Origin of the sequence: Vibrio sp. Y20_XG_PY13, from assembly GCF_024181925.1 — a bacterium.
Taxonomy (GTDB): Bacteria; Pseudomonadota; Gammaproteobacteria; order Enterobacterales; family Vibrionaceae; genus Vibrio; species Vibrio parahaemolyticus.
Map to the genome: position 1 here is coordinate 164,580 of NZ_JAMZAL010000008.1, position 19,935 is coordinate 184,514.

The window sequence follows — 19,935 nt, forward strand, 5'->3', positions numbered from 1 at the left end:
CGAGAGTACTAACCATCCCATTCGTAAAGCGCAGGGATTCGGATTTGCTCACCTTGGAATTCGACAATGACAGCCTGCGGCTGAATCTCTTTCAGCGTGACTTGTCCATCCACCACATCCCCTTGGTGATACTCCACGTTATTGATTTTCACCCAACGACGATTGGCATCACTGGCATACATGTGCGTTTGCAAATTAAGGGCTGGAAGACGTCCTTGCCACTGCTGCGCATTGCGCTCCAAGTCATTCACCTGTGACGGTGCAGAAGTCGGCGCATCGTTTTGAGACAGCGCATTTTCCACTTTTTTGGCGAGATCTGGAGACAAGGAAGACAAGTCTAGATCATCCAATGACAAACCTAAGTCGTCACGACGATGCGTAGATGCTGTGCTCGTGACGGGAGTAGCCGTTGTCGGATCTGGAGCCTCACTCTCGTTGGCATACTCGGAGGGTTGTAAGAATGTCCCAATGTCGCGAGATAACTCGGCACTCGGCCATTCTCGTGGCAGTTGAGCAAGATCCGTTGATTCTGGATAAGCTAAAACTTCAAATGGTTGTACGACTTCCGTCACCACTACCTCTGGCGTAACCGCTTGAGTCTCTGGCGTAAGCAAATCTAAATGCCACGCAACCGCAATCGCTGACACGCTAATAGGCACAAGAAAGAGTCCAACATGTTTGATGACTGACATTACGCCTCCTCCTGGTTAATGCTTGCTAGTGTTGGCGCATTAGGTTGCACACTTTGTTGTAAGCGCTCTAACGTGCGATGACCCGCAATGCCATCCACACCGATGCCCTGCCAACGTTGGAACAGTTCCACTCGCTCTTTTAACGCACCGTCAAAAATGGACGTTTCCAGTGGTGATTCACTGACCGCTTTGGCAAGTAATTGGTCAAGCACTTCGATCGCCGGCCCTTCCATATCTAAACGCAACGTCTCTTTAAGCGGCGCTTGCCACAATTCAATGATGTTGCCCTGCCACATTGGTTTCAGCCACGAAACAGGTAAACGTAGACGCTGTTTGCCATTGAGCACTTCTACTTGGTCGTTGCCAACTGCATACAAAATCACGTAACCAACATCGCCTTGATAATTCAGCTCTAAAATAACCGGTCGATTTTGCTGCATCAGCAAGGGCCACGTTGCCATTTTTCTTTCACAACGCATGGTGGATTGAGGCTCAGACAAGCAAAGATTATCGCGCACTGATGCTCGATATCCCCAAAGGCGGTAAAGATCATTCACGGCAAGATTGGATTGTTTCTGCGCCAACAGCATATCGCGCTGTGCATCAGTTAGCTGCTCACTTGCCATAAGAGGAGCAGGAGCAGGAGTAGACGAAGACGCAGCAACGGGGACTTCCGACATCGGAGCCTTTGGCTTCATTGGCATGTAATTTATTGCAGCCCAGCCGACGCCAACCGCTGCCATTACACCAATAGCAGCCGATCCCCAAGCTGGCCAAGTAAATGACTGACGAGGTTTATCTTGCTGGTAAATGTCCGCCTGAAACTGCATGACTTCTTCGCAGGCTTGTTGCACCGTCTGTTTATCGACAACGACACTGCCCTGGTGATAACTCATATTCAATGCTTTATCACAAATCAGGTTGATGAGACGCGGAATGCCATGGCTATACTTCGCAATCAACTTACTGGAACTGCGATGAAACAGTTGCTGATCACCACCAGCCGTATGCAAACGAAACGCGATGTAATCCGCAGTCTCTTTCTCATCAAGAGGTAACAGATGATAACGGCCAGTGATACGCTGTGCGAGCTGACGCAACTGCGTAGTCTGTAACAAGCGTTGTAACTCTGGCTGCCCTACCAACAGCACTTTAAGCAGCTTTCTGGTATCGGTTTCTAAGTTCGTTAACAAGCGCAGTTGCTCAAGTACATCGGCAGCAAGATGCTGAGCCTCATCAATGACGAGCAACGTCTGCCAACCCACCTTGTGGTTACGCAGCAAATAATGATGTATGACTTGGTTTAGCTGTTTTAACGTCGCATCCTGCGGATAAGAGATCTTAAATTCATCGCAAATCGCTTCTAGCAGATCTCGGCTCGAAAAAGTCGGATTGAGAATCAGCCCCGCTTTGGTGCTTTCATCTAAATTCGCGAGCATGGCTTTGGCCACTGTCGTTTTGCCTGTTCCTACCTCACCGGTCAGCATGGCAAAACCACCGCCGTCGCCCAATCCCGCATTGAGGTGCGTGATCGCTTCTTTATGACGTTGGCTTAAATACAAATAACGTGAGTTTGGAACAATCGAAAACGGCTGTTCAACAAACCCAAAAAAGTCCTTATACATTAGGATCTCCAGCTAAAAACCCATCCCAAAAGAATCAAATATGATGTAAACATAGTTGCATCTGTTCTTGGGAGTAAAGAAAAGTACCATTGCTTGCTACAATGTCCAACGTCATATCCATAAATTCAGAGGTAATTCGTGCAAGTTTATTTAGTAGGTGGCGCAGTTCGAGATCAATTGCTCGGCATTGACAGTTATGACAACGATTGGGTGGTAGTTGGTGCCACACCAGAAATGATGCTTGCTCAAGGATACACTGCCGTCGGAAAAGACTTTCCTGTTTTTCTTCATCCTAAAAATAAAGAAGAACACGCACTTGCACGAACCGAAAGAAAATCAGGCTCAGGTTACACGGGCTTTGACTGTCTCTTCGATCCAAGCGTAACGCTAGAAGAGGATTTGATTCGCCGTGATTTAACCATTAACGCCATGGCGATGGATGATAGCGGCCAGCTGTACGATCCTTATGGCGGTCAAACCGATTTGAATAATCGCATATTGCGTCATGTATCGGATGCTTTTGTGGAAGATCCCCTTAGAGTACTTCGGGTCGCACGTTTTGCTGCAAAACTTGCCTCGCTGGGATTTACGGTAGCAAAAGAAACCATGCAACTCATGCGCGACATCGCAGACTCAGGTGAACTCAATACGCTAACCCCAGAACGCGTGTGGCAAGAGTGGCATAAATCGCTTTCAACGCCTCGCCCCGATGTGTTTTTATCAGTGTTGCGAGATTGCGGCGCGTTAGCCGTCGTGCTACCAGAAATCGATGCGTTATTTGGGGTGCCTCAACCTGAAAAATGGCACCCAGAGATCGATACGGGTATCCATACGTTGATGGTAGCAGAGCAAGCCGCAAAGCTAAGCACGTCACTCCCTGTTAGATTTGCCGCACAGGTGCATGACTTAGGGAAAGGCGTGACACCAGAGAGTGAATGTCCAAGCCATAAAATGCATTGTCATACCGGTTTAAAGCTAATTAAAAAACTGTGCGAACGTGTACGTGTACCGAATGAATTTAAAGAGTTAGCGCTCATGGTCTGCGAGCAACACTCCAACATTCATCGCGCCGCTGAGTTAAAGCCGCAAACCGTCATCAAAATCCTGAACAAGTTTGATGTATGGCGCAAGTCGGAGCGCCTAAAAGACATTCTAATTTGCTGCCAAGCGGATCATACAGGCCGCAAAGGTTTAGAAGATCTACCGTATCCACAAGCGGATATTTTCATGCTGGCCTATCAAGCAGCGGCATCAGTAGATGTGCAAGCCATCATTCAGGATGGATTCAAAGGTCCAGCTATTCGTGATGAACAAGAAAAACGACGTATTGAAGCGGTCAAAGTCGCTTTAAATAAGTAACGCCAAAATAAAAACGCCCGCTCAATTGAGCGGGCGTTTTTATTTTCAAGGATTAAGCACTAAGCAAGAATGCAAATAGGCCCACACCTAGAATCAGACGGTAAATCACGAATGGCGTCATGCCCATGCGTGAAATCATTTTCAAGAAGAAGTGAATACAGATGTAAGCGCTAATAAATGAAGTCAGAATACCAGTCAGCAAAAAGCCAACGTGCACAGGCTCACCGCTGGTAACCAGCTTCATACCCAAGTAGCTACCAGCTAATGTGATGATAGGAATCGACATCAAAAATGAAAAACGCGCTGCCGCTTCACGAGTGAAGCCCAAATATAGAGCGGCAGTGATCGTTGCGCCAGAACGTGAAGTGCCAGGGATCATCGCAAGTGCTTGAGCAATACCAATAAACACCGCTTTCTTCCAGCCAGTTTGGTACTCATCGGCAACAAGCTTGGCATTCTTATCCACCCACCAAAGCAACAAACCGAATACGATGGTGGTTGTCGCAATCACATAGGCACTGCGCAGGTAGACTTCGATAACGTCTTTCATCAGCAAACCAAACACACACGCCGGAATCGTCGCGATCACGATCATCCATGCCAGTTTTGCTTCTTTACTGCGGTCACCTTTGAAGATCGAAGCAAACAATGCTCGGAATAAAGTGATCACTTCGTGGCGGAAATAAATCACAACCGCCATCAATGTACCGACGTGTACTGCCACATCAAACGCTAGACCTTGGTCGGCCCAGCCGAAAATGGCAGAGGGTAGGATCAAGTGCGCAGAGCTGGAAATGGGCAAAAACTCTGTCAGACCCTGAATCAGAGCCAAAATAAAGGCTTCAAAATAACTCATGTAAACAACTCAAATTTAAAGTGAAAAAGAAACTGGTTTGAGTGAATCAACGGGCTGCATAGCATGCCAAATGTCGGCTACAGTGCGTCCATCGCCGGGGATCACTAAATGAGGTTCGAGATCATACAAGGGCTTTGTGACAAAAGGATATTTATAGATATCACTGCGAGGTAGCTCCGGTTTTTGTGTCGAGATGCACTCACCGAAGAGCACTATATCGAGATCCAGTGTTCGATCCTGATACTTTTGCGCATTTTCCTCACGCCCCCACTTATATTCAATCTCACGTAAGTGGTGACTCAACTCTTCGAGTGACAACTTTGTGCGCATCACAATCACAAAGTTGTAGAAGTTTTGGCTACTAAAGCCGATAGGTTCACATTCGTATATCGGTGAGACGAGGAGATCTTCGCCGAGCCTCTGCAACTCGAGATAGGCAACCTTAGCGTGTTGCTCTCTGTCTATGTTTGTCCCCACACCGATATAAGTGGTGATCATGCTTGGCCTCGTTCAATCACAACCCCAACAGATCGTGCCTGAGGAACTGCGCCCGGTTTCGCTAAACGAATCTTCACCCAAGGAACGCTGAAGCGTTGCATGATAAGTTCTGCAACTTCTTCCGCCACGCGCTCTACCAACAAGAAGCGACCATTTTCAATATGATTTAATACTGCTTCACTCACCTGTGAGTAATCTAAGGCATCTTGAACATCATCACTTTTACCCGCAGGCTTGTTGTCGTGCGCCATTTCAATATCCAGAACCAACTTTTGTTTAATTTGTTGTTCCCAGTCATACACACCAATCGTGGTGATTACTTCTAACTGTTCAATAAATACTTTATCCAGAGCCATCTTATGTCCTTCTTTACAGAGGTCGGATACCCGTCAGGGGTAATTTGATCGTAATATTCTATACCTAAGTAACCTTTGGCTAGGTCATCGAAATGTTACTTAGGTATAAACTGCGCTGCATCTTTATATACAAGAACTCACATAATGCAAGCTCTATCGCAGAGAGTATTTCAGCTCACCACTGAATCAGGCTATGATACCAACTACGCGGGAACTGAGCATTAATTTCCAATCCATCAAGGACTTCTATGGACGCACTGGCACTAATAATGACAATGGCCGCCTACTTACTGGGTTCTGTTTCCAGTGCGGTGTTGATTTGTCGCCTGTTAAAACTGCCAGACCCTCGTAACGTTGGCTCAAACAATCCAGGCGCGACCAATGTATTGCGCATTGGCGGAAAAGGCGCGGCCGTATCGGTGTTGTTGTGCGATATGCTCAAAGGGACGATTCCAGTTTGGGGGGGGTACTTTCTTGGTATCGATCCTATCATTCTTGGCGTTATTGCTATCGCGGCGTGCCTTGGTCACATGTACCCAATTTTCTTCCACTTTAAAGGGGGTAAAGGCGTCGCTACCGCGCTTGGTGCCATTGCTCCAATTGGCTTAGACCTTACAGGCCTAGTTATGCTGACTTGGCTCTCGGTTGCCGTCCTGTTTCGCTACTCTTCCCTTGCCGCACTCGTCACTGTGTTAGTCACACCGTTTTATACTTGGATGTTCAAACCGCAATACACCCTGCCCGTTGCCATGTTGTGTTGTCTAATCGTGTTTAAACATCATCAAAACATTCGCCGTTTACTTTCGGGTGAAGAGCCTAAAATTGGTGAAAAGAAACTGACAGAAAAAAACTCGGCATAACGCCGAGTTTTTAAATGGATTTTAAGCGTGAACTTTGTTTAGGAAGTTCAACAGCATCTGATTCACAAACTCGGGCTGTTCAAGCGAACTGATATGACCCGCTTCAGGAATCTCCACCAATTCACTGCCCGTAATGCAGTCATTCATTAGGTAAGATTCAAATACCGGACGCGGCTTATCTTCTCGACCAACTGCGATCAATGTCGGCAGTGCGAATTTTTCTGCATCTTCAATCACATCACGTCGCCCAAACACCATGCGACCGATACGAGCAACTTCTACAGCTCGCTCACCTGTTAGCGATTCAAGGCTTTGTTTAAATGAAGCGACCAATTCTGGGTGAACTTGATCCGCGTTATTCGCAAAGAACAATGGTGCAACTGCTTCGATAATAGGCTCAGGAACACCTTGAACTTGGCTGATGGTATCTAGCATCGCAAAGTATTTTTTATGCGTCACTTCTGGTTCCCAACCAATAAAGGTATCCATCAACACCAATGACTTCACTCGTTGCGGGGCTTGAGCGGTCAGTTCCGCGCCCCACATGCCGCCAACAGATAAGCCAACAATGGAAAATTTGTCGATTTCCAAATGATCCATTAGCGCCAGCATGTGTTGGGCATAATCAACTAAAGACGTGGTCGAAGCAGGAGCGGCGTCCGATTCACCATGCGCCCATAAGTCAGGCACAATACAACGATAGGACTGGCTCAAAACTTCAATTTGAGGCGCCCACATTTGGCAATCCCACAAATAGCTATGTCCAAACAGCAGCACAGGCCCTTCGCCTTTGTCTAGGTAAGCAAGTTGCTGACCTTCAATTTCAAACTTCTTCATTGTTATATCCATTTATTATTCTTCCGCGCCATCCTATCACTGAACACAAAGAAAACTGCTCACATCAGTCTGGAAATCTCGCGCCTTTTTCTTGGGAAAATAAACCACAAAAACAAAGGCCTCTATAAATAGAGGCCAGTCAATATATAAGGTTTGATTACGCGATTGGCGTTAGCTGGTCAATTGGCCAGCGCGGACGCGCTTCTACCGACATATCTGCAACTTCACCGTTCTTCAAACGTTGCATACCTGCATACGCAATCATTGCACCGTTGTCAGTACAGAACTCGGTACGTGGGTAATACACTTCACCACCGATTTTCTTCGCAAGCTTCTCAAGCTCTGCACGCAAGCGACGATTCGCACTTACACCACCAGCAATAACGATGCGCTTCATACCGGTTTGCTCTAATGCACGCTTACATTTGATTGCCAACGTTGCACACACGGCTTCTTCAAAAGCGTATGCAATATCAGCACGAGTCTGCTCGTCATCGCCATTCGCTGCAATCGTGTTTGCCGTGAAGGTTTTCAAACCCGAGAAACTCATATCCAAACCCGGCACATTGGTCATTGGTCGTGGGAACTTAAAGCGACCCGGAGTACCTTTCTCTGCTAGCTTAGATAACAGAGGACCGCCTGGGTAATCTAGCCCCATCAGCTTAGCCGTCTTATCAAATGCTTCACCGGCTGCATCATCAATGGATTCGCCTAGAATCTTGTATTCACCAATGCCTTTTACTTCCACCATCATCGAGTGACCGCCAGAAACCAACACCGCCACAAATGGGAATGGTGGTGGGTTGTCTTCTAGCATTGGCGCAAGTAAATGACCTTCCATGTGATGAACAGGAACAGCAGGCACACCCCATGCGTAAGCAATACTGCGACCGATGGTTGCACCCACTAGCAAAGCACCAACCAAACCAGGACCGGCCGTGTAAGCCACGCCGTCGATGTCTTGGGATGTTAAGTTTGCTTCTTTTAGTGCCTCTTTAATAAGAGGAATGGTTTTCTTTACATGGTCACGTGAAGCCAACTCTGGCACCACGCCGCCGTAATCCGCGTGAAGTTTTACTTGGCTGTAAAGCTTGTGCGCCAACAGGCCTTTTTCATCGTCGTAAATCGCGATTCCTGTCTCGTCACAAGAGGTTTCGATACCAATAATGCGCATGGTTTTCTCAGTATGCTTTCTGTATAGAGGAAATTTGGGCGTCATATTACCTCGCCTTGGTGCTTCAAACAAATTTTGTACAGACAATAAACGACAAAAGGCTTTACAAAGCTGTTGTGATCGGATTAAAATTCCGCACCATTTTTGATCAAGCTGGTAAGTGACCAAACAATTATGATTTGGTCTGTTGAATGCCAGCGTTAACGAATAACCCCTGAGGTGAAAGGCATATGCCAGTAGTTAAAGTACGTGAAAACGAACCGTTCGACGTTGCTCTACGTCGTTTCAAGCGCTCTTGCGAAAAAGCAGGTATCCTTTCTGAAGTGCGTCGTCGTGAGCACTACGAAAAACCAACTACAGTTCGCAAACGCGCTAAAGCAGCAGCTCAAAAGCGTCACGCTAAGAAGCTAGCTCGCGAAAACGCTCGTCGCGTTCGCCTGTACTAATAACTGAGCTCCCAAAAGGAATTTAGTTATGGCTCTCATTGATCAACTCAAAGAAGAGCAAAAATTAGCGATGAAAGCCAAGGACAAATTGCGCCTTGGTACTATTCGTTTAGCCTTAGCAGCAATCAAGCAACGTGAAGTTGACGAGCAGATCACTCTGAACGAAGACGACATTCTTGCTGTGTTGACTAAAATGGTTAAGCAACGTCGCGACTCTGTTACGCAGTACGAAGCAGCTGGTCGTCAAGATCTTGCTGATGTGGAACAAGCAGAAATTACAGTTCTTGAGGAATTTATGCCTCAACCACTGACAGAAGAAGAAGTTGCTGCTCTTATCGAGAAAGCAATTGCAGAATCTGGTGCAGCTGGCATGCAAGACATGGGCAAAGTAATGGGCGTTCTGAAACCACAAATTCAAGGGCGTGCAGATATGGGTAAAGTAAGCGGTTTAGTTCGCGCTAAATTGGCTTAACACCCCACCCAATTGCAGCAAGCCGTGCTATCCTTTGGAACGCACGGCTTGTTTGTATCTGGCAGAATGGAATAAAACAAAGTCTCGCACATGCTTTTCTCTATAACCCATTCACACCAATCATGGTTTTTCTTTTTTGTTAGGTTTTATGGCTGGACACATCCCTCGCAGTTTTATTGATGACCTGCTAGCTCGGCTTGATATTGTCGATATCATCGACGCACGCGTGAAACTTAAGAAAAAAGGCAAAAACTACGGCGCTTGTTGCCCATTTCACAACGAGAAAACACCGTCATTCAGCGTGAGCCAAGAGAAGCAGTTCTATCACTGTTTTGGCTGTGGTGCACATGGCAACGCTATCGACTTTATGATGGAGTTTGAACGCCTAGAGTTCGTTGAAGCGATTGAAGAACTTGCCTCTTATCTAGGTTTGGACGTTCCTCGTGAACAACGTAGTGGTGGCGGTGGGCAGTTCAATTCTGGACCGCAAGCAAGTAGCAGTGAAAAACGCAGCCTATACGATTTAATGGGTAGCATTGCCCAGTTTTACCGTAACCAACTCAAACAACCTTCGAGCAAGGTCGCGATTGAATACCTAAAAGACCGTGGTCTATCTGGTGAAATCGTTCAGAAATTTGGCATTGGTTACGTGGCTGACGAATGGGATTTAGTCCGTAAAAACTTCGGCCAGAATAAAGACAATCAAGACATGCTTGTCACTGGCGGCATGCTGATTGAAAACGACAAAGGCAACCGTTATGACCGCTTTCGTGGTCGTATTATGTTTCCAATTCGTGATCGTCGTGGTCGAGTAATTGGCTTTGGTGGTCGAGTACTTGGTGAAGGTACACCAAAATATCTCAACTCACCGGAAACGCCAATATTCCATAAAGGCAAAGAGCTTTATGGCCTGTACGAAGTGTTACAAGCGCATCGTGAACCAGCACAAATTTTGGTGGTTGAAGGCTATATGGACGTTGTCGCTCTGGCTCAATACGGCGTAGATTATTCCGTCGCGTCGCTAGGCACCTCGACAACGGGCGATCATATTCAAATGTTGTTCCGCCAAACCAATACCGTGGTGTGTTGTTACGATGGCGACCGAGCTGGTAAAGAAGCGGCATGGCGAGCCTTAGAAAACGCGCTTCAATTCCTCAAAACCGGGAACACATTGAAGTTCTTATTCTTACCTGATGGGGAAGACCCTGACAGCTACGTTCGTAAATACGGCAAAGCAGCATTCGAGCAACAAATAGAACAAGCGACACCACTATCGAGCTACCTTTTTGACAACTTGATTGAGTTACACCAAATCAATTTGGGTAACAACGAAGGTAAGTCTGCGTTGAGAGCATACGCTAGCGCCTTGATTGACAAGATTCCTGACCCATACTTTCAGGAGTTGCTCGAAAAACTATTGGATGAGCGCACGGGGTTTGATAACCGCCTACGTCAGCCTCGTAAAAAGATAAGTGAAACTCGACCTCAACCGCACAAAGAGATCAAACGAACTCCTATGCGTGAGGTTATTGCTCTACTTATTCAAAATCCGAGCTATGCTCAAATGGTACCGGACCTTTCCTCAGTGAGAGACTTATCCATACCAGGCCTAAGTTTATTTGCAGATGTACTTGATAAATGCCAGGCGCATCCCCATATCAACACAGGCCAATTATTAGAGCACTGGCGCAACAGCCAGAATGAGGCACTTCTGTCTCGTCTTGCGAGCTGGGATATTCCGCTCGACGAAGACAACCAAGAAGAAATATTTTTAGACTCACTGGATAAAATTATTGCCCAGTGCGTAGAAAAGCAAATTGAAAACCTGCAGGCCAAAGCAAGAAGTGTCGGTTTATCAGCCGAAGAGAAAAGGGAGCTGCTAGCACTTATGCTAGATTTAAAAGCGTAACCCTGTTTAATTAGTCAGCAACAATTTAATTTGTTATAGTAAGTGGTTTGCATTTCGCATACTGATTCCTTCACCAGATTACGAAGTTGGATACCGTCTATGGATCAAAATCCGCAGTCACAGCTAAAGTTACTTGTTATTAAAGGCAAGGAGCAAGGCTATCTGACCTACGCCGAAGTAAATGACCACCTACCTGCTGAAATCGTAGATTCAGAACAGGTAGAAGACATCATTCAGATGATCAACGACATGGGTATCAAGGTAGTAGAAACTGCTCCTGATGCTGATGATCTAGCACTGAACGATGACACAAACATTACCGATGAAGATGCAGCTGAAGCTGCAGCAGCAGCACTTTCTAGCGTAGAAAGTGAAATTGGTCGTACAACAGACCCAGTTCGCATGTACATGCGTGAAATGGGTACTGTAGAGCTGCTGACTCGCGAAGGCGAAATCGACATCGCAAAACGCATTGAAGAAGGTATTAACCAAGTTCAATCGTCTGTTGCTGAATACCCTGGCACTATTCCTTACATCCTAGAGCAATTTGATAAAGTTCAGGCAGAAGAACTTCGTCTGACTGATTTAATCTCTGGCTTTGTAGATCCTGACGCTGACGATACAGCAGCGCCAACCGCGACTCACATCGGTTCTGAACTGTCTGAAACTCAATTAGAAGAGGAAGACGAAGAAGACCTAGAAGATGATGAAGAAAGCGATGACGATTCAGATGATTCAGAAGAAGATGTAGGTATTGACCCAGAGCTAGCGCTTGAGAAATTCAACCAGCTACGCAGCACATACCAAAATCTTCAGCTAGCGATCAATGAGTACGGCTACGACAGCCCGAAAGCAACCGTTGCTAACGAAATGATGCTAGACGTATTCAAAGAATTCCGTCTAACACCAAAACAGTTCGACCACCTAGTGAACGAACTTCGCACAGCAATGGATCGCGTTCGTACTCAAGAGCGTTTGATCATGAAGTCTGTGGTTGAATACGGCAAAATGCCGAAGAAATCGTTTATTGCCCTATTCACTGGTAACGAATCAAGTGATGCATGGCTAGACGAGATCCTAGCATCTGACAAGCCATACGCTGAGAAAATCAAACGTAACGAAGAAGAGATCCGTCGTTCAATCGCTAAGTTAAAAATGATTGAAGAAGAGACATCTCTAAACGTACAAAACATTAAAGACATCAGCCGTCGCATGTCTATCGGTGAAGCGAAAGCACGCCGTGCGAAGAAAGAGATGGTTGAAGCGAACTTACGTCTTGTAATTTCTATCGCGAAGAAATACACCAACCGTGGCCTACAATTCTTGGATCTAATCCAAGAAGGTAACATCGGTCTGATGAAAGCGGTAGATAAGTTTGAATACCGTCGTGGTTACAAGTTCTCGACTTACGCAACGTGGTGGATCCGTCAGGCGATCACTCGTTCAATCGCGGACCAAGCACGTACGATTCGTATCCCGGTACATATGATCGAAACGATCAATAAGCTAAACCGTATCTCTCGTCAAATGCTACAAGAGATGGGTCGTGAGCCGCTACCGGAAGAACTGGCAGAGCGTATGCAAATGCCAGAAGACAAGATCCGTAAAGTACTGAAGATCGCTAAAGAGCCAATCTCAATGGAGACACCAATCGGTGACGACGAAGATTCGCATCTAGGTGATTTCATCGAAGATACAACGCTAGAACTACCGCTAGACTCTGCAACAGCAACAAGCCTGAAAATGGCTACAAAAGATGTACTTGCAGGTCTAACGCCACGTGAAGCGAAAGTACTTCGTATGCGCTTTGGTATCGACATGAACACTGACCACACTCTAGAAGAAGTTGGTAAACAGTTCGACGTTACTCGTGAACGTATCCGTCAGATCGAAGCAAAAGCTCTACGTAAACTTCGTCACCCTAGCCGCTCAGAAACTCTGCGCAGCTTCCTCGACGAATAATAAAGCGTTGGACAAAAAAGGTGACCTTAGGTCACCTTTTTTATTATCACTGGTTCTAAGTGGATAAAAACTAAGCGCAATTGCCCTAGTTGCTATCTAGACACCTTGCAACGCTTCCCCTATAATCGTTGACCTATTAAGGCCCCTTAGCTCAGTGGTTAGAGCAGTCGACTCATAATCGATTGGTCCCCAGTTCAAGTCTGGGAGGGGCCACCAAATTCCAGAAGGTTAGTAAGCGTAGTGTTTACTAACCTTTTTTTGTACCTGACGATTTTGGGTCAGGTAATGGGTCAGGTAAGCCCCAATCACGCACTCTTCTCTGCCTTCTTCCAATACTAATCCGAATACTACGCTGTTGCCAAATATGTCGTTCTGGCTGATAAATATCTCTCATAGAGAACAAAGAGAGGTATTAAACTCGCAAACCAACCATAAGTAACTTAAATTGCACTTATAGATAATTTCTTATACAATCACAACAAAAGTGAGTTATAGTGAACTTATATATTAAAACGAACCCAATAATGACAAAAGTACATTAAAAGGCACTTATGAAAAAAGGTAAGATGGTAAAGGCACAACCTATGCCTGATTTGAATACCGAGTTCAGTATGGAAACGCTGGGGAGCGCCATTCGCTCAAAGCGCACCGATAGAGGCTGGCGTATTGATGATCTCGCTTCAAAAGCCAACTTATCTCGTAGAACCGTCATGAAGGTAGAAAAAGGCGATACCAGTGTCACCTTTGCCAATGTACTCGTCCTCATGGATATCTTAGGGCTGTCGTTACGCCTTATCGACTTAAACCTATTTGTTCGTCCACATAGCCAAATAACCTCCCAAGCTGAAAACAGCGTGAGAAGCAGTGAGGACGGTTGGTATGAGTAAGTTACAACAGTTAGATGTGTTTATCGGTACGAATACCAAAATTGGTCGTTTGATTCTTCCTGTCGGAACAGAAACAGAGTTCTCGTTCATCTATGAAGATGAATGGAAAAACACTGGTTTTCCGATTTCACCACACATCCCTTTCGATACTCAGGCGTCACCACGTAGTATTGAGAACTACCTCAGAAATCTCCTTCCTGAAGGAGAAGCCTTTGAGGAGATGATACAAAACACCACTATCTCCAAAAGCAACACGTTCGGGCTGATTCGTAAGCTTGGTGCGGAAACATCTGGCGCATTGTCTTTTCGAGTTCCAGACTCAGAACCTGGGGAAACCAGTTTTAGATCTGTACCTGATGATGAACTAATAGAACGACTAGAGCGAAATCTAGCGCCATTAGTGTATTGGGACGGTAAGGTTCGCCTTTCGGTTGCTGGTGTTCAAAACAAGTTAAACTTACTTAAGCGCGGTGATGAGTGGGGGTTTGGTGAAGGCAAATTAAGTTCGAACTACATTCTGAAGTTTGAAAGCGGTAAAGCACCATGTATTGCTGTTAATGAGTTCTTTTGCATGACATTAGCCAAGCTAGCAGGTTTGGACGTCGCTAATGTTGAATTAACTCGTATTGGGAAGACTAGGACACTGATAATAGAGCGTTTCGATCGGGCCTATATCGAGGCTCGTGATGTCGTTCAACGAAAACATGTGATTGATGGCTGTCAGGCGACTGACTTACCTCCTGGTTACAAATACGAGCGTCAGAATGGGGATGAAGGCGATGGCGTATATATGCGTGATGGTGTTTCTTTCCCACACCTACTGTGCGTCAAAACCATAGACACGGTCATCACTAACCTAAAGATCACCCAATGGATGCTCTTTAATCTAGTAACGCTAAACTACGATGCCCATGGTAAAAATATTAGCTTCTTCGTCACCCCTAAAGGCCTGGAACTGACCCCTTTTTATGATTTAGTAAACATAGAAGCAATCGCTCAAGAGGGAGCAAAACGCAACTCACGAAGCGGTAAGTTGTCAGCTGATGAGGGGCGTGCCGCCAGTATCCCTCAATATTTTGCAATGTCGATTGGAGATTGGGAAAGTGAAGACTTTCAAAATCCGCCGAAAGGTAACTTCAAACGCCCTATCACCAGCTATGATCTCGCTGAATTCGGCGCTCTGCTGGGTTATTCAGGCACCAAAATGGCTTCCATAATGGTAGAAACCGTTGGTGCTATAAAAAACGCCCTGAAGGAAGCGATTGACCTTACCGAAGCTCAAGGAATCGACGATGAGGAACGTGAACACATAGAGCTATGTGTCTCACTCATCCAAACAGAGTGCGAATACTTGCTAGCGCAAGCCGACAGCGTGCCTGAAATGAGTAGGCTTCTTTAATGGCTAATACAGGGGCTATAGCAAACAATTTATAAATTATTTTTGGACAGAAACAAGCTAGAGTACAAACTCTAGCTTTCCCTGTTGATATTAGTGCCAGCAAGAAACTATACGGGACAACAAAATGAACAAACAGTGACTAAGCAACCACTTCAAGTATCTTCGAAGCATTTTGACTCATAAGCAATTTTTTGATGCTTTCTACATCAAGTTGCTCAGTTATCAAGATATCAGCAGCTTCAGATCGCCATACTAAGTCCCCAGGCTCTTGAAACGAAGTCCTTAGCCTTCTGATTACATCTAGGACTTTCCTAGACCAGTCTTTAAAATCACTTAAGCTCCAATACATGACTTCTGCCAAATGAGGATGCCCTCCACTTTTCACTTTCGTTACTGGAGACAATAGTATTGGTATGATTTCAACCTTACCTGAACTACAAGAATCAACATTCGACCTCATCCAGTTAGGATGAGTTGCTACTTGCCTTGCTTTGGTCGCATTTAACGTATCACTTTCAGCATTGGCGTGGTCTTCAAATACAAAACACAAATCAGCTAACTGCCACCATGGATCAGGGGACGCATCTGCTTCGACTTTATGTGCATCAAACCCAATGTGCTCGCCTAGCAATCTGTGTGCTTCTTCAAACTCTCTGTCAGAGTTCAAACCTTCCCTAATTTGTTTTTCCCTCTGTGATAACTTCCTATCATGCATACACCCAAAGGAGTGTAATAAGGACTCTATATTCTCGACTTGCTTCATAATAAGCAAGTTCTTGGCTTCATCATCTGACGGCTCTACATTATTTGTATATCGACTTAAGCCAACTAGCCAAGGGATATCTTTTGCCGCTTTTTTCGCTCGTATAAAGTGCTCTCGCGCTTTAATTTGAGCGCCAGAATACCCATATTCATTAGCAAGGTATGCCGCTGAGCCAGCCAAGTATTCCCACAAAGCTCTATAGCCTCGCAAATTCCCCGAGGCCAGAGCACCCAGTATTTTTTCCGCTTGGTTCAATGCTTCTTCGTAATCATATGACCAAAGAGCTTTAACATATTCAATTTCCGAAGGGACGCTATTTGCCAACTCAGCAATTCCAGGGAAGTTAGTTTTCGATTTAGAAGCTCTGAGTTCAACGATGTCACCATTTACTTCTTCCCAATCCTCACCATTTTCAATAAATATTGAAAAGTTTTCGAGTAAGTCTTCAGAAGTGCTATCTATCGATTGCTCAACACCGAACTCTAACTCAGCTTGAAGTTCTGGATGAAAGTAATGTCGGCGAGCAGGATCAGCCAAGAAGTCTACAAGTTCAGACCCATTTACAACAACTGCTGAATAATCTTCCAATGATCGGGTACATCGACCAATAGCCTGAATCACTCTAGTTTGTATTCTCTCGTTGAAGAGGACGTTAGCACCAATCCTGGACATCAAGAACTGCTCTTGCAAGTTTACAGTTTTAGGCAGCCCCTCAATAACTAATAAGCGACATTCGTCTCCTGGAAAATCAATACCATCATATCGATTAGCAACAACAGCTGTTGCACCTTTACTGCTAACAAAAATACTCTTTGAATCTTCAATATCACTGGCTTCAAAGATTTTTAGAGTGGTTTCTCTATTAACTGTGTCTTTTATCGCCGTTGCTTGTGCTTCACTTGGCACTAAAACCAAACTGCGTTCAGTTTTTTTCAGTAATTCCAAATCAAACTTCAGACAATCGTCTTCAGCTAAAGAAAGGGATGGAAACATAAAAAACCGACGACCAACACCTTGAGTATCCCATCCTTCGGGAGTAGCTAGTCGATAAATATTTTTTCTTCCTAAGAGCCTCTCTAAATCGCCTCCTTCACCTAATGTCGCTGACATATAGATACGTTGTTTAGCATTATCAAATGAAGGGTGAACCCAGGTCGGCGCAACCAAAGGGCGAAGCAAGAAACCCTTAGCGGACATATATAGATGGCATGCCTGAACATTTGCTCTAAGCATCGACCACGAGTATTTTAGCTTCGTACCGTCCGTGTACTCATCCAGAACATCTACCAAATCATCCTTGATTTTATGTAGGATAGGCGTTGGTAACTTATCAACCCACCCCTGATCATAAGGGCTTTCCCAACTACCAGCTAGCCTTGAATAGCTTGTACCATCTAAATAAGGTCGAACTAGCGAGCATAAAGCTTCGTGAACAGCTTTGTGGGCATCATTAAACCTTTCAACCTCTAAAGACCATAGCTTTGAAACATAATTTTCTGCCGCATGTGCATCATCAACAATTATGATATCGGGGTCTTCAAAAAATGGATTAGTGTTGAAAACGCTGCTATACGTGGTAACAGCAACTGCCATTCCCTGCTTGTATTTTGCGACAGCGCTAGGATCATAGTTTGCCTTTTTGCCAGTAAAGCCTAAAACGGACAACCCATACTTGGTTTCAGCTTGTTCGACAACTTGATTTACTAACTGTTTAGTTGGGCAGAGATAGACAATTTTCTCGTTGTTCTTTCGACGACGCCATTCAGCTATCAGTAAACCTACTAATGTTTTTCCGCTGCCTGTTGGTAACTGTAAAGCGACATCACTATGATTTTCTGCTTCTTCTGCATATCTTTGCATCATCGACTGCTGGTGGGGGAGAACATCTGGATATTTGCGCCGAGGTAGCTCCCTAAACAATTGGTCAGGACTTAACGACGCCACATGACGCGCCCCGCGCTTTTTAAAGGCCATAACTATTCCTTTTTACTGCTCTGAAATTTTTAATCTTACACTTAATATGCCTTAAGTGGCTGTGCACTCGATCACTAACGCAATGTAAGGGGAAGTTAGAAAATTTTACTTAATAGTCTTTGGCTATAGCTATGCACTAACACGCTTCGGGGCAAAAGTGTTTCAGAGCTTGCGTTCATTACCCCATTGGTTCTGACAAACCCACTTATGAAAGATAATGGGTAACACATTTTTCACCAGAGAGTTCTGCACTGAGAGGGCTTTTTATTTATCAATGAAATGAGCAAACTTTAGTTTTTGATGATTTGAGCGAGAACAATGTTCTCGCAGTAGCATTCTTCTCTGCCAGCTAGACTCAATAGGTTAACTTTTATGTTATGAGAACACCCTTCTATACGGTTAAACTGCTTGAATCCTCACTCATATTCAACAGTCGCAAGTGTAGCGACACTTAGGATACGCAGAGCAACCATAGAAACTTTTACCCGCATTACGACCTTTTTTAGCAACACGAATCACAAGGTTAGACTGGCAATTTGGGCAAACCTTGGAATGAGGATCGGGTGTAGGCTCACCAATGACTGGCTTATTCATAAAGCTGCGTCCATCTTCAATCATGTGGACTAGCTCGCTACCATTAACCAACCACATGCGCTTCTCTTGAGCAAAGGCGATGGCTTCAGAAGTAAAATCTCCCGATGTTACGATGATCATTTTGCTAGCACGATTGTCGATCATCACACCATACATTTCTCTTAAGACTTGAACTCCGACTTTTCTAGCTTTCCAGTGCTTACATTGTACAAGACTCAACTCACCGTCTTTAGTTAACCAAATATCTACCCCACCATCGGCCTGCTTTGAGAAAGATTGTTTAACGTCGTAGCCTTGCTGCTTAAAGTACTCGCCAATGTAGCTTTCAAATTCAATCCAACTGAGGGAATTAAGCGGAGTCGTGTTTTTGTGTGCTCTGATTTGAGACGTCGTCGCAAGATAATTATGCTTTCGCTGATACTGCTTAAAGAACGCAATTGGAGCTGGAATTAAAAACAAAAAAGCAAAATACGGTGCCATTTGCGGAAGATTCGGCCCAATGGCATTGAAGATGAAGTTATCACTGCGAGCCGCTAAACCTGGCAATAGGAAAGATAAACCAACATAAATGCCTGCTGAGAACAAGATACTCACCCACCACGGCGCATCCATCAAATGCCAAATAATTCCATCATTTTTCCGAGCCATAACTCCTCCCAATAAGCATCAAAATGCATTAAAGCACAATTGCCAGACCTAATACATAGAGTTAAATCATGTATTTAGTGGGAGAACAAACAGCTAGAACATTGTTCTAGTAAGAGCATTTTTATTTATTAATTAAATGACCAAACTTTAGTTTTTGATGATGTGAGCGAGAACAGTGTTCTCGCAGTAGCGTTTGAACGCTACCAGCCTTTGCCTATATACCCAAACACGAGTCGGATAATACCTAACTCTGTCTTTCGCCATTCGGAGAACATCGTTCTCCGTTCAACTGATGAAGATTTAAGAAGAAATTAGCTCCCTGAGATAGACAAAAGCAGGAACAAGGTTCCTGCAAGAGCATTTTTATTCGTGTTATTAATCATGTAAACAATGACTTACTTTATATTTACGAAGGTTAAGCGAGAACACTGTTCTCGCAGTAACAAGTTGCATCTATTTTTGTTCTTCTAGCCAGCGCTCAATGTCTTTTCTCTGCCACCCAACAACTCTAGAACTAAGCGTAACAACAGGTGGCATTTTTCCATCCCGACGCCAGCGCCACAAAGTACTTACGCTTACCCCGATCTCTTTCGCTAACTGCTCTTGTCTTACAAACATTTTATT

The 19,935-nt window shown here is 44.9% G+C and carries 18 protein-coding genes and 1 tRNA gene; 9 read left to right on the plus strand and 10 right to left on the minus strand.

The features are described from left to right. Positions 1 to 8 precede the first annotated feature (8 nt). Positions 9 to 692 carry a general secretion pathway protein GspB gene (locus tag NL646_RS18285; RefSeq protein ID WP_086459101.1) on the minus strand — a complete coding sequence of 228 codons (684 nt, stop codon included), beginning with the start codon at positions 690 to 692 and terminating at the stop codon, positions 9 to 11. Continuing rightward, positions 692 to 2,317, minus strand: coding sequence for an ExeA family protein (locus NL646_RS18290; RefSeq protein ID WP_058966378.1), 1,626 nt, complete (start codon positions 2,315 to 2,317; stop codon positions 692 to 694). Before NL646_RS18290 ends, NL646_RS18285 begins: the two co-directional genes overlap by 1 nt. A 138-nt stretch (positions 2,318 to 2,455) precedes the next feature. Here NL646_RS18290 and NL646_RS18295 point away from each other — a divergent pair, with 138 nt between their 5' ends. Then, positions 2,456 to 3,676: a multifunctional CCA addition/repair protein gene (locus NL646_RS18295; RefSeq protein WP_253664511.1), complete on the plus strand. Its 1,221-nt coding sequence runs from the start codon at positions 2,456 to 2,458 to the stop codon at positions 3,674 to 3,676. Between the two features lie 52 nt (positions 3,677 to 3,728). On the opposite strand, the gene NL646_RS18300 is transcribed toward NL646_RS18295, so the two are convergent. The 3 genes from NL646_RS18300 to folB are packed head-to-tail and all read right to left on the minus strand — an operon-like array spanning position 3,729 to position 5,386. Then, positions 3,729 to 4,532 carry an undecaprenyl-diphosphate phosphatase gene (locus NL646_RS18300; protein WP_005479178.1) on the minus strand — a complete coding sequence of 268 codons (804 nt, stop codon included), beginning with the start codon at positions 4,530 to 4,532 and terminating at the stop codon, positions 3,729 to 3,731. A 15-nt stretch (positions 4,533 to 4,547) separates the two neighbouring features. Beyond that, the gene (gene folK / locus NL646_RS18305; protein WP_025523134.1) at positions 4,548 to 5,030 is read right to left on the minus strand and encodes a 2-amino-4-hydroxy-6-hydroxymethyldihydropteridine diphosphokinase; all 483 of its coding nucleotides are present in this window, start codon (positions 5,028 to 5,030) and stop codon (positions 4,548 to 4,550) included. Then, positions 5,027 to 5,386 (minus strand): bifunctional dihydroneopterin aldolase/7,8-dihydroneopterin epimerase, encoded by a 360-nt coding sequence (gene folB / locus NL646_RS18310; RefSeq protein WP_005465889.1) that lies wholly within the window; start codon positions 5,384 to 5,386, stop codon positions 5,027 to 5,029. The genes folK and folB overlap by 4 nt, the downstream gene beginning before the upstream one ends. 248 nt (positions 5,387 to 5,634) lie before the next feature. Between folB and plsY the strand changes: the two genes are divergently transcribed. Continuing rightward, on the plus strand, positions 5,635 to 6,246 hold the full coding sequence (gene plsY, locus NL646_RS18315; RefSeq protein ID WP_005479185.1) for a glycerol-3-phosphate 1-O-acyltransferase PlsY: 612 nt from the start codon (positions 5,635 to 5,637) through the stop codon (positions 6,244 to 6,246). A 21-nt stretch (positions 6,247 to 6,267) separates the two neighbouring features. On the opposite strand, the gene NL646_RS18320 is transcribed toward plsY, so the two are convergent. Next, positions 6,268 to 7,083, minus strand: a complete 816-nt coding sequence (locus tag NL646_RS18320; RefSeq protein WP_203473993.1) for an alpha/beta fold hydrolase — start codon at positions 7,081 to 7,083, stop codon at positions 6,268 to 6,270. Positions 7,084 to 7,240: 157 nt separating this feature from the next. Further along, a complete protein-coding gene (gene tsaD / locus NL646_RS18325; RefSeq protein ID WP_011105657.1) occupies positions 7,241 to 8,257 on the minus strand; it encodes a tRNA (adenosine(37)-N6)-threonylcarbamoyltransferase complex transferase subunit TsaD in 1,017 nt (338 codons plus the stop codon). A gap of 230 nt (positions 8,258 to 8,487) precedes the next feature. On the opposite strand from tsaD, the gene rpsU reads away from it, so the two are divergent. From rpsU to NL646_RS18360, 7 genes are all read left to right on the plus strand, one after another. Further along, positions 8,488 to 8,703: a 30S ribosomal protein S21 gene (rpsU, locus tag NL646_RS18330; protein WP_001145625.1), complete on the plus strand. Its 216-nt coding sequence runs from the start codon at positions 8,488 to 8,490 to the stop codon at positions 8,701 to 8,703. Between the two features lie 28 nt (positions 8,704 to 8,731). Continuing rightward, a complete protein-coding gene (locus NL646_RS18335; protein WP_021487204.1) occupies positions 8,732 to 9,175 on the plus strand; it encodes a GatB/YqeY domain-containing protein in 444 nt (147 codons plus the stop codon). A 148-nt stretch (positions 9,176 to 9,323) separates the two neighbouring features. Next, complete coding sequence (gene dnaG / locus NL646_RS18340; protein WP_020904246.1) at positions 9,324 to 11,084, plus strand: DNA primase; 1,761 nt, start codon at positions 9,324 to 9,326, stop codon at positions 11,082 to 11,084. Positions 11,085 to 11,183: 99 nt separating this feature from the next. Continuing rightward, the gene (gene rpoD, locus NL646_RS18345) at positions 11,184 to 13,046 is read left to right on the plus strand and encodes an RNA polymerase sigma factor RpoD (RefSeq protein WP_005453778.1); all 1,863 of its coding nucleotides are present in this window, start codon (positions 11,184 to 11,186) and stop codon (positions 13,044 to 13,046) included. A gap of 140 nt (positions 13,047 to 13,186) precedes the next feature. Further along, positions 13,187 to 13,262: transfer RNA gene (locus tag NL646_RS18350), tRNA-Ile, on the plus strand. Between the two features lie 335 nt (positions 13,263 to 13,597). Further along, positions 13,598 to 13,933, plus strand: coding sequence for a helix-turn-helix domain-containing protein (locus NL646_RS18355; RefSeq protein WP_005489540.1), 336 nt, complete (start codon positions 13,598 to 13,600; stop codon positions 13,931 to 13,933). Beyond that, positions 13,926 to 15,332, plus strand: a complete 1,407-nt coding sequence (locus tag NL646_RS18360) for a HipA domain-containing protein (protein WP_005480506.1) — start codon at positions 13,926 to 13,928, stop codon at positions 15,330 to 15,332. Before NL646_RS18355 ends, NL646_RS18360 begins: the two co-directional genes overlap by 8 nt. Before the next feature lie 139 nt (positions 15,333 to 15,471). Here the strand turns inward: NL646_RS18360 and NL646_RS18365 are convergent, their stop codons facing one another. The 3 genes from NL646_RS18365 to NL646_RS18375 all read right to left on the minus strand — a co-directional run bounded on the left by NL646_RS18365 (position 15,472) and on the right by NL646_RS18375 (position 19,929). After that, positions 15,472 to 18,069 carry a DEAD/DEAH box helicase gene (locus NL646_RS18365; RefSeq protein WP_253664512.1) on the minus strand — a complete coding sequence of 866 codons (2,598 nt, stop codon included), beginning with the start codon at positions 18,067 to 18,069 and terminating at the stop codon, positions 15,472 to 15,474. Positions 18,070 to 18,495: 426 nt separating this feature from the next. Beyond that, complete coding sequence (locus NL646_RS18370) at positions 18,496 to 19,311, minus strand: restriction endonuclease (RefSeq protein ID WP_253664513.1); 816 nt, start codon at positions 19,309 to 19,311, stop codon at positions 18,496 to 18,498. 453 nt (positions 19,312 to 19,764) lie between these two features. After that, a complete protein-coding gene (locus NL646_RS18375) occupies positions 19,765 to 19,929 on the minus strand; it encodes an AlpA family transcriptional regulator (protein ID WP_005480576.1) in 165 nt (54 codons plus the stop codon). Between the last annotated feature and the right edge of the window lie 6 nt (positions 19,930 to 19,935).

Excerpts from the sequence above, each read along its gene's own strand:
- NL646_RS18285 (WP_086459101.1), bottom strand. The coding sequence starts at position 692 with ATGTCAGTCATCAAACATGTTGGACTCTTTCTTGTGCCTATTAGCGTG.
- NL646_RS18290 (WP_058966378.1), bottom strand. The coding sequence starts at position 2,317 with ATGTATAAGGACTTTTTTGGGTTTGTTGAACAGCCGTTTTCGATTGTT.
- NL646_RS18300 (WP_005479178.1), bottom strand. The coding sequence starts at position 4,532 with ATGAGTTATTTTGAAGCCTTTATTTTGGCTCTGATTCAGGGTCTGACA.
- folK (WP_025523134.1), bottom strand. The coding sequence starts at position 5,030 with ATGATCACCACTTATATCGGTGTGGGGACAAACATAGACAGAGAGCAA.
- folB (WP_005465889.1), bottom strand. The coding sequence starts at position 5,386 with ATGGCTCTGGATAAAGTATTTATTGAACAGTTAGAAGTAATCACCACG.
- plsY (WP_005479185.1), top strand. The coding sequence starts at position 5,635 with ATGGACGCACTGGCACTAATAATGACAATGGCCGCCTACTTACTGGGT.
- NL646_RS18320 (WP_203473993.1), bottom strand. The coding sequence starts at position 7,083 with ATGAAGAAGTTTGAAATTGAAGGTCAGCAACTTGCTTACCTAGACAAA.
- tsaD (WP_011105657.1), bottom strand. The coding sequence starts at position 8,257 with ATGCGCATTATTGGTATCGAAACCTCTTGTGACGAGACAGGAATCGCG.
- rpsU (WP_001145625.1), top strand. The coding sequence starts at position 8,488 with ATGCCAGTAGTTAAAGTACGTGAAAACGAACCGTTCGACGTTGCTCTA.
- NL646_RS18335 (WP_021487204.1), top strand. The coding sequence starts at position 8,732 with ATGGCTCTCATTGATCAACTCAAAGAAGAGCAAAAATTAGCGATGAAA.
- dnaG (WP_020904246.1), top strand. The coding sequence starts at position 9,324 with ATGGCTGGACACATCCCTCGCAGTTTTATTGATGACCTGCTAGCTCGG.
- rpoD (WP_005453778.1), top strand. The coding sequence starts at position 11,184 with ATGGATCAAAATCCGCAGTCACAGCTAAAGTTACTTGTTATTAAAGGC.
- NL646_RS18355 (WP_005489540.1), top strand. The coding sequence starts at position 13,598 with ATGAAAAAAGGTAAGATGGTAAAGGCACAACCTATGCCTGATTTGAAT.
- NL646_RS18360 (WP_005480506.1), top strand. The coding sequence starts at position 13,926 with ATGAGTAAGTTACAACAGTTAGATGTGTTTATCGGTACGAATACCAAA.
- NL646_RS18365 (WP_253664512.1), bottom strand. The coding sequence starts at position 18,069 with ATGGCCTTTAAAAAGCGCGGGGCGCGTCATGTGGCGTCGTTAAGTCCT.
- NL646_RS18370 (WP_253664513.1), bottom strand. The coding sequence starts at position 19,311 with ATGGCTCGGAAAAATGATGGAATTATTTGGCATTTGATGGATGCGCCG.
- NL646_RS18375 (WP_005480576.1), bottom strand. The coding sequence starts at position 19,929 with ATGTTTGTAAGACAAGAGCAGTTAGCGAAAGAGATCGGGGTAAGCGTA.